This is a genomic window from Anaerocolumna sp. (genome assembly GCF_032079385.1).
Classification (GTDB): domain Bacteria; phylum Bacillota; class Clostridia; order Lachnospirales; family Lachnospiraceae; genus Anaerocolumna.
In genome coordinates this window covers 89209-98773 of sequence record NZ_DAMAUC010000002.1, presented here as the reverse complement: position 1 = coordinate 98773, position 9565 = coordinate 89209, and the positions used below count along the sequence as shown (strand labels likewise).

General features: G+C 30.6%; 8 protein-coding genes. 5 read left to right on the top strand and 3 right to left on the bottom strand.

The features are described 5' to 3' along the window. Positions 1-1743: DEAD/DEAH box helicase (locus RT261_RS02145; RefSeq protein WP_313128781.1), on the top strand; the 1743-nt coding region annotated here is incomplete at its 5' end. Between the two features lie 229 nt (positions 1744-1972). On the opposite strand, the gene RT261_RS02140 is transcribed toward RT261_RS02145, so the two are convergent. From RT261_RS02140 to RT261_RS02130, 3 genes are read right to left on the bottom strand one after another with little or no spacing between them, the layout of a single operon-like run. After that, a complete protein-coding gene (locus tag RT261_RS02140) occupies positions 1973-3022 on the bottom strand; it encodes an ABC transporter permease (RefSeq protein ID WP_313128779.1) in 1050 nt (349 codons plus the stop codon). Then, positions 3015-4115, bottom strand: coding sequence for an ABC transporter permease (locus RT261_RS02135; RefSeq protein ID WP_313129301.1), 1101 nt, complete (start codon positions 4113-4115; stop codon positions 3015-3017). Before RT261_RS02135 ends, RT261_RS02140 begins: the two co-directional genes overlap by 8 nt. After that, positions 4115-5050 carry an ABC transporter ATP-binding protein gene (locus tag RT261_RS02130; RefSeq protein WP_313128775.1) on the bottom strand — a complete coding sequence of 312 codons (936 nt, stop codon included), beginning with the start codon at positions 5048-5050 and terminating at the stop codon, positions 4115-4117. Before RT261_RS02130 ends, RT261_RS02135 begins: the two co-directional genes overlap by 1 nt. A 228-nt stretch (positions 5051-5278) precedes the next feature. On the opposite strand from RT261_RS02130, the gene RT261_RS02125 reads away from it, so the two are divergent. The 4 genes from RT261_RS02125 (at position 5279) to RT261_RS02110 (ending at position 9324) form a co-directional block, all read left to right on the top strand. Then, positions 5279-5827, top strand: a complete 549-nt coding sequence (locus RT261_RS02125; protein WP_313128773.1) for a TetR/AcrR family transcriptional regulator — start codon at positions 5279-5281, stop codon at positions 5825-5827. Between the two features lie 288 nt (positions 5828-6115). Then, complete coding sequence (locus RT261_RS02120; RefSeq protein WP_313129298.1) at positions 6116-7045, top strand: nucleoside hydrolase; 930 nt, start codon at positions 6116-6118, stop codon at positions 7043-7045. A gap of 195 nt (positions 7046-7240) precedes the next feature. Further along, positions 7241-8005: a LytR/AlgR family response regulator transcription factor gene (locus RT261_RS02115; RefSeq protein ID WP_313128771.1), complete on the top strand. Its 765-nt coding sequence runs from the start codon at positions 7241-7243 to the stop codon at positions 8003-8005. A gap of 92 nt (positions 8006-8097) precedes the next feature. Next, positions 8098-9324: a sensor histidine kinase gene (locus RT261_RS02110; RefSeq protein WP_313128768.1), complete on the top strand. Its 1227-nt coding sequence runs from the start codon at positions 8098-8100 to the stop codon at positions 9322-9324. Positions 9325-9565 lie beyond the last annotated feature (241 nt).

The window sequence follows — 9565 nt, the reverse complement described above, 5'->3', positions numbered from 1 at the left end:
TTTATTAATCTGGAAGATGAGAGTATTAAGAATGTATGGGATATTTTAAGTAAGCTGAATGTTTCGGGTAAAGAACTGGATAAAGAAAAAATAGAAGTATCCAAGAATGCTGCAGTATATTTAAATAATGCATTTTCAGAATTAGATTTGGAAGTGGAAAAAAATGCAGATTTTTCTGCTTTGGTAGATAGTATCTTAAATCCCAGCATAACAAAGTATCTGGTACCCGACGGAATCGAGGCTACTCTGCGCCCTTATCAGATGACCGGATATAAGTGGCTTAGAACTTTAGCAAATAATAACCTGGGTGGAATTCTTGCAGATGATATGGGTCTTGGTAAGACATTACAATCTATTGTATATATGGCTTCTCTTCTTGAGGAATCTAAGAAGAAAAATAGCAATGTTAAAAAGAAGGAATCTGAAATAGGTGTAAGCACAAAGAAAGAATCTGCAAAGGAAGCATCTTCGAAGGAAGTACCTTTGGAGGAAGAACCTGTACAAGTAAGGTTTTTAATTGTTTGTCCTTCATCACTTATATACAACTGGCAGGATGAAGTAGATAATTTCGCTCCTCATTTGACAACAGAAGTGATTACCGGTTCGCCAAAAGAAAGACAAGAGCTGATTGAATCGGACAGGAAAGCAGATATAATCATCACTTCCTATCCCTTAATACGAAGAGATATAGAATTATATGAGAAAATACAATTTCATACCGTATTTATTGATGAGGCTCAATATATTAAGAATGCCGATTCTCTCAATGCAAAGTCTGTTAAACTCATAAGGGCAAAGCACAAATTTGCTCTAACAGGTACGCCAATTGAGAATTCCTTGTCCGAATTATGGTCCATCTTTGACTTTATCATGCCAAATTACTTGTTTAGTCATTCTAAATTCGTAAATATATATGAAAAACCTATTATGAAAGAGGAAGAAGATAAATTAAAAGATTTAAACAGACGCATTACCCCTTTCATATTAAGAAGAATGAAAAAAGACGTATTGCATGAGCTTCCTGATAAAGTGGAAGAAAAGATGCTTACAGATATGGTAGAGGAACAGAAGAAGATATATGTATCCTTTATGGAGAATGTTAAAAGTGAAATCAATACAGAAATTAAAGAAAATGGCTTTGAAAAGAGTAAGATGAAAATACTTGCTGCTTTAACCAGACTTCGTCAAATATGCTGTCATCCAAGTACTTTTATCAATAACTATACCGGTGGAAGCGGAAAACTAGAATTGTTAATGGAGATTATAACGGATGCTATTGCCAATGAACACCGAATACTTGTATTTTCTCAATTTACGTCCATGCTTTCTATTATTGAGACGGAATTACAAAAAGAAGATATCGGATGCTTTTATCTGGCAGGCTCAACAAAAATACAGGATCGAAATGACTATGTTAAACGCTTTAACCAGGGAGAAGGGAAAGTGTTCTTAATCTCTCTAAAGGCAGGCGGAACCGGTCTTAACTTAACCGGTGCAGATACGGTTATCCATTATGATCCATGGTGGAATCCGGCAGTAGAAGACCAAGCCACCGACAGAGCTTACCGTATAGGTCAAATGAAATCCGTCCATGTAATTAAGCTGATTACCAAAAGTACTATTGAAGAAAAGATTTATAAATTGCAAAAGAAGAAGAAAAATTTATCCGATTCTGTTATTCAGTCTAAGGAAGTATTTATTAATACTTTAACCCGTGAGGAATTGGAAGAAATCTTAGGATAGGTGAGTAGTGATGTATGCAGCATTGCTACTACCGGATTCGGGCTGTTGTTGGCTGTGTTTGGGTTAATAGGATAGCAGCTCTTTTTTAGAAAATTATTTCTTTATAAGCATTATAATATTGTATAGAATCCACCCCGGCTGTGCGGATACAGTCTGGGGTGGATTCTATTTTCTTTTGTAGGCTGTTGTCGTAGCTTGTTGCCAAAAATGTAATGTTCTACATTTTTAATTAAGCTTTGCTTTTGTTTATGCGAATACTTGCTACTATAAACATAATAATTGATAATGCGAATACACCTGACAATGGAAATAGTGTATCTGTTAGCATTCCTCCTTTTTGCAGTTTTTCAATGGATATCATAATCCACCTTTGAGGAAATATATTACCAAGTATTTGAAGTGATTTAGGCATTGAAGAAAATGGGAATAAGGCTCCTGATAATATAGAAGTTGGAAGCAGTATCAGGACCCCAAAATTCCATACCATATTTTCATCATTAATAAATGCTGCCAGCATTAATCCAACGGCAGTTGTGAATATCCCCAGAATCCCGAATATTACAATAATTTGTGTCGGATACTTCATTCCAAAATCAAAGTGAAATAATTTCCCAGTTACAAAGTAAATCAATGAAAATAATAATAAATGAACAAAAAATACACTACCACGTCCAAATAAGTAAGTTGAAAGTTTTGTTTTGCTCATATAGATTCTATTTCGTATTCCAGTATTCTTTTCAGCGATTATTAAACCAGCTAATAAGGAACCAGATCCAATCATTTTAAAAATAATAATTCCAAGTGCGTTAGTAACAGGTACACCTTTTCGTGGGACATCATTTTGAGAGAGTACAATATTATTAGTAGTATTCATTTTATACTGCTGAATTTTAGAATTTAAAACTACTCCTATAAAATCAGCCAGAGTAGAATCTTTTGCTTTTATAATTCTTACTGGAATATCTTTTTCAGAATCAGATTCTGAGGCGTTTTTTTCAACTATAATAGCCAAGTCAATTTTATCATTGATAATATTCTGTTCAATCGCATCTAAATCAATAGTAAAAGGATTTAAAAAATCCATATCATATATCGTATTTTCTATTAATTCCCCCAATTCTCCTTTGTCTAGATTGATAAATGCAATATTGACTTTTGAACGGAAGGACAAAACAAAGGAGAAAATCAACAACATAAATATAGGTGTTAAAACAATAGTTGAAAAGTATTCTTTATTTCGTGTGAATAATGTCCACGAATTTTTTAAGATATTATTCATAGAGATATACCCCCTTTATCTTTTCTGCCTTTTTTAAAATAGAATAGATAAGTACCATGAAAATGATAATAAGTAAGCAAAGAATGACAGCAATCACAAATTCTGTATTGATTTTTCCACTTGATAGAGAAATGGCAGAGTTGGTAATCCAATATAAAGGACTGAGTTTGCAAATGAAAGACACTATTTTTATAGAATCCAAAAATGATAAAGGTGTTAAACCGCCACCTAACAGCCCGAAAGAAATTGAAATAATAAGTATACTATCATTCAGTACAGCTTTCTTTTGGATAAATAGCCCCATGATGGCTCCTAATGTAGAACTAAGTAGTGAAAGTAATAGATAAAGGGCATATATCAATATAAAGTATTTTCCCCAACTTATATTCAAAATCAAAGATGAAACTAAGTAAACCAGAAGAATTTGCAATAAGCCTATGGTACATCCCAAAGCTACTTTGCTAATAAGTGTTTTATTTATATTTGCTTTTGAAATATAAATTCGTTCAAACGTTTTTGTTTCTTTTTCTATAAAGATACTTTGACCTACAATAAGGCTTAAATACATTATAATGAGACCTAATTCTGCAAATGTAAAATAGGTATAAGAATTGATGGTTTTTTGTTTGACTTCCACCATTTCAATGGAATTAGATTCTAAATTTTCTGTTCTACCTAAGATATTCTTATAAGCAGCTCTTAGTATTTTACTTTCTGCTGGCTCATTATATGGAGAACGATAATAGTAAAATCCGTTATCTGACAACTGTATCAAAGCAATAGCATTTTGTTTATTTACATCCTCACAGCCACTATTGAAATCATGTATTTCTATAAACTTTATATTCATGCTTTTATTAACATAGCTTTTAAATTGCTTAAAATTTTGTTGATATTGTTCATTACTACCACTTTCCACAATATAAAGAACAGTGCTGTCAGTATTTATGTTTGATTCAGTTCTGCCGACAATATTCGACATTGCATAACCCATAAGCAGAATAAGGCAAATCGGTACTACTAACATAAACAAAATATTAAATGGTTTTCTGAAGAATTGCTTTATTTCTTTTATGTACATTTTGGCAAACATCAATCTCTAAGCCCCTTTCCGGTCAATGATAAAAATACTTCTTCCAGTTTGGGTGTTTTATTTTCAATCCCAATTATGTTAATTTTAGATTGTTTGAGAATCTGGAATATAGAAGCATAATCATTCATGTTTTCATTGCAATATAAGGTAATTATATTAGCTTTCTTAATTACTTCATTAATCCCTAATATATCTTGTAGCTTTTCTTTTAGATTTGTAAAGTCAAATTCTTTCGTATCTATGCTGATAACCAGTACTTTTCCTTTTTTATATTTGGATTTAATTTCATCAATCGTTCCGGTTAAAACAATTTTACCGTGGTCTATAAGTAATATTTTGTTGCATATTTCCTCCACTTCTTCCATGTAATGAGAAGTGTATATAATAGTTGTACCCTTTTGTTGTAACTTCCTTATACTATCTAAAATAAAATTTCTAGATTGGGGGTCAATTCCTACTGTTGGTTCATCCATAATGATAAGTTTAGGGTTATGAGCAATTGCACAAGCAATATTAATGCGACGTTTCATTCCGCCGGAAAATTTATCTACCCGTTTGTTTTTATGATTCTCAAGTCCTACCGTTTTTAATGCTTCATGTACACGGAATTTTAATTCGGCATTGCTTAATCCGTATAGTGCTGCAAAAAAAGATACATTTTCTTCCGCGGACAAATCGGGATAAATGGCCAAGTCCTGTGGTACTAATCCAATATTAGGGTGCCAGTTTTTAAAAGCTATATTGTCCTCAAAGAAAATTTCTCCCTCATTAGGTATTAACAACCCGGAGATCATGTTAATTGCCGTACTTTTACCTGCGCCATTTGGGCCTACAAGTCCTAGAATATCTCCCTTCTCTACATGAAAGCTGATATTATCAACAGCGATCATATCGTCATATTTTTTAGTTAAATTTTTTACGCTTAATAAGTTCATACTGTTTCTCCCTTCTGATATGCACATCCTTTTGGGTTAGGTAAAACTAACCAGTAATTTAAAATATAAACTATCTGTAAATCCATATAGTTTAAGATAGTTTTAGGTAAATGACACACTTGTGCATTGATAATGTTTTTAGTATAATACTCTTAAAACCACAATACAATGGCACACAGGAAAGTGATACAAATATTTGCTTTTGTGCCACAGATGGGAGCTGTATGGATGGAAATATTAGAAGAAAATAAAACGAAAAAATGGATCATTGAAGCACTAATCGAATTATTAAAATATAAAGAATATCAGGACATAACAATAGCCCAAATCGTAAATAAAGCAGGACTGGGAAGAAGAACATTTTACCGTTATTTCAAAACAAAAGATGAAGTTATGGAATATACAACGAATTTTCTAATGAATCAATTTGCAAATACGGTAATGATAAATCATGCAGATACTTTGGCAACTATCACTAAATCGTATTTTGAATTTTGGGAAAATTATATTGAACTACTGCTTTTATTGAACAAGGCACATTTACTTTATTATATAGAGGATAATTTACTTGAGCTTATCTATGAAGTTGCATTAAAAGTAGGACATATACCTCAGAATATGAATTATGAAGACGTGATGAGCAAATATAATCAGCATAAATATGAATTTGCTTTTAAGCTTGCAGGTTTTTGGAAAGTAACACTTGTTTGGTGTTCAGAAAATCCAAGAAAGACACCAGAAGAAATGAGTGAGCTGATAGTTTCGATGGTAAAATAAATTATCTATAAAAATAGCCTTGGCTATAAGATAAATTATCCTTAAAACGATGTTTATATTAGTAATATATTTTGAGAATAAGTATGAAAATACAACTGTTGTATCAAATGAAGTAAAAGAGATAAGAGTTAATGGTAGCCATATTTTCTAATATATGGTATATTATAGTTACTATTATTTCAAAAAATATATGATAAAGAATATAGCATAACATATTAAACATGTACCCCAATGCTTAGAAAAGGAGATATGATACATATGCCATTAAATCCAATATATAAAGATAACATGAAAAAACAAAAAATCATACTTGATTGCGACCCCGGTCATGATGATGCAGTAGCCATTATGTTAGCGGGAAGCAGTCCTGCTATAGATATATTGGGAATTACCATTGTAGCTGGGAATCAAACGTTAGAGAAAACAACAATTAATGCTTTAAATCTATGCCAGCACCTGGGACTTGATATACCTGTATATCAAGGTTGTGACAGGCCCATGATACGAGAGCGAAAAATAGCAGATGATATTCATGGAGAGACAGGCCTAGATGGAACTCATTTTGATCCTCTTGCCAAAAAGGTGGAGAATAAGCATGCAGTTCAATTTATAATAGATACTTTAATGGCCTCCGATGGGGATATTACTTTGGTATCTACTGGACCATTAACTAATTATGCTATGGCACTTAGATTGGAACCTGCAATAACAACTAAAATAAAACAATTTGTCCTTATGGGTGGTTCCTATCAGTTAGGAAATGTAACACCTGCTGCAGAATTTAACATTATAGCCGATGCCGATGCTGCTCATGTTGTATTTACATCGGGAAGAAAAGTCATTATGTTTGGTCTGGATGTTACTAGAAAAGTGCTTTGCTATCCAAGTGTAGTAGAAAGAATGGGAAAAGCGGAAAACAAAGCGTCTAAATTATTTGTAGATTTAATGAGTTTTTATAATCAATCACAAAAAAAAGTGTTTGGATTGGATGGCGGTCCTTTGCATGATCCGGTAACTATTGCCTATTTAGTTGACCCATCTGTGGTAACTACCAAAGCCATGCATACGGAGATTGATATTCGCAGTACGCAAAGTTATGGACGTACTAATTGCGATTATTTTGGGTATCTGAAAAAAGAGCCTAATAGCTATGTTGGCATAGATATTGATGTAGATAAGTTTTGGGATATTATCGAGAATGGAATAAAACTGTATTAAGTGGTATAACACCAATATATGTTTATAAATTACTTATCATGGCACCAATAGTGTTCTAAATTATTGATGTTATTTTCTAAGAAGTATTGTGAACCTTTCAAGGAAACATCAGCTGTTAAGTGAAGCTGTTGTAGGTGATAAAACTAATCAACAGCTTCTATTTTAGATTATATAGAAAATAATCTAGGAAGGAAAATGTATACTGGATTTCCCTATGCTTTCATTATACAAGGTGAATACATGCTTACCATTGGTATATGCGATGATGATACCAAGATTATTAGAAAATTAAAAAATATAATTCTTGAATCTACAAATGAGCAAATTGACATTCATACATATAGTAATGGAAAACAGTTATTAAAAGAAGATATAAGATTTGATATTTTATTTTTAGATATTGAGATGCCAATAATTAATGGACTAGAATTGGCAAAATTAATACGCAAAGTAGATACTAATGTAAAAATTATATATCTAACATATTATACAGAATATAAGGATATAGCTTTTTTAGTACACGCTTTTGCCTATCTTGTTAAACCGATAAAGAAGGAAATGGTACAAAAAATATTGAAAGAATCAATTTTATATACACCAAGTATTATAGATACGCAATATCATGAGGTGAGATTTTTACTCATTGATGGATTAGAATCTTTCTATACAAACGACATTTTATATTTTGAATTTGTAAATAGAAAAGTTACTTTCCATACAACAAATAATAAAATATTTATAATACATAATGAAAAAATTTCTATGATAGCAGAAAACATGAGTGAATATGATTTTTGTATGTCTCATAAAAGTTTTGTCGTAAATTTGTATCACGTAAAATTAATAAAAGGTTACGATATTACACTAATGAATGGGAGTATAATCCCTTTATCTCAAAAGTATTCTAAAATATTTAGGGCTGAGTGGGATAACTTTTTAAGAAAAATTATATTTCAATAATATTTATCGGAGCAAAAATAATGGAAAATTTAAAATTGTTTATTGTACAGTTGTTATCGTGTATAACAACTGTTTACATTATATTTAACTTCATGAATAAGATGTATACCCCAAAGTACAACAGTAAAAGATGTTCGGTAATGGGAATTGCCTGCAGTTTTTTCGCTGCATTTATTAATTATTTTCAAGTTCCTTTTTTAAACATGGTTTTTTTTATTTGTATTACAATATGTATAGGTGATGCCTTTTTTGCAAGTGATAATAAGTGGAAATATATTTATAATGTTTCATTTATTGTTATTCTAGGGATAATAGAAGAGATTACCATTATTGCTCTTGACCTTATTTTCTCTGAAATCAATTCCTCTATAAATTATAAAAATAATCATTTGTTGTATAATTTAATTTCAGCTATTATAATTTTATTAATATACCGAATTGTAATAAACCTATTTATTGATAAAGATACCAATTGGTTGAGCAGTAGGATGGGCTACTTATATATTGCCTTACCAACATTTAGCATACTGAATATTTATACAATAATGCAATTATTAATGAATGAAAAAGTAGACATGCTTAACATCCTTGGTTTTTTATGTATTCTATTTACGGTATTATTAAATATATTTTTTGTCGAGTTATTAGACATAATGTCTCAATCAAATTTAACAAAATACAAATTAGATATACTTGAGAATCAAGTAAAAATTCAATATAACTATTATAGAAATTTAGAAGTAAAATTTACGGATTCAAGAAAAATGTTACATGATGTGAAAAAACATTTGGCTGTAATAGAAAGTTTATATAAGAAAAATGATTATATTACTGCTAAGAAATATGAAAATAATCTTACCGAATTAATTGATAATAATGCTGTTAAAATATTTACAAAAAACAAAATATTAAATATAATATTAAATGATAAATTTAGGATTGCTACAGAAAATCAAATTTCTTTTAAAGTTAAGATTATGGACTGCAATATAAGTTTTATAACAGATATAGATATAACTGTTATATTTCATAATTTATTAGACAATGCGTTTGAAGAATGTCTCAAATTAAGCCCCGGTATGCGACCTGAAATTCTTATACAAATGAAAGAATTCAATGAGAATATAATAATTAATATTTGTAATACTAAAACTCCAATTACAGATAATAAAGAGAAAAAAAAAAGAACCAAGGGTAACCACCAAGGATTAGGCTTGGTAAATGTTAATGAAATAGTTAAAAAGTATAGAGGATATATGTCAATATCCAATGAAACTAATCAATTTTATGTGAATATAGTTTTACCTTTGCCTTGCTAAAACTATAACTTTTAAATTTAGGTATGTCAATAAAACCCTGGATTTTCAGGATTTCTGACATGCTTTTTTTCTATTCGTGTAATCGTCCTTTATACATGATGGACAGTTTTTTCTAAAATTTACAGCAGTTTCTTATAGCGGTCGTCCGTTTATTCACTGCTTCAAATGTTGCCCAATATAAGGCTTTTATTGCATTCCAGTTTCAACGCATTTGGAAAATTTGCCTTTTCATATTTCTTGG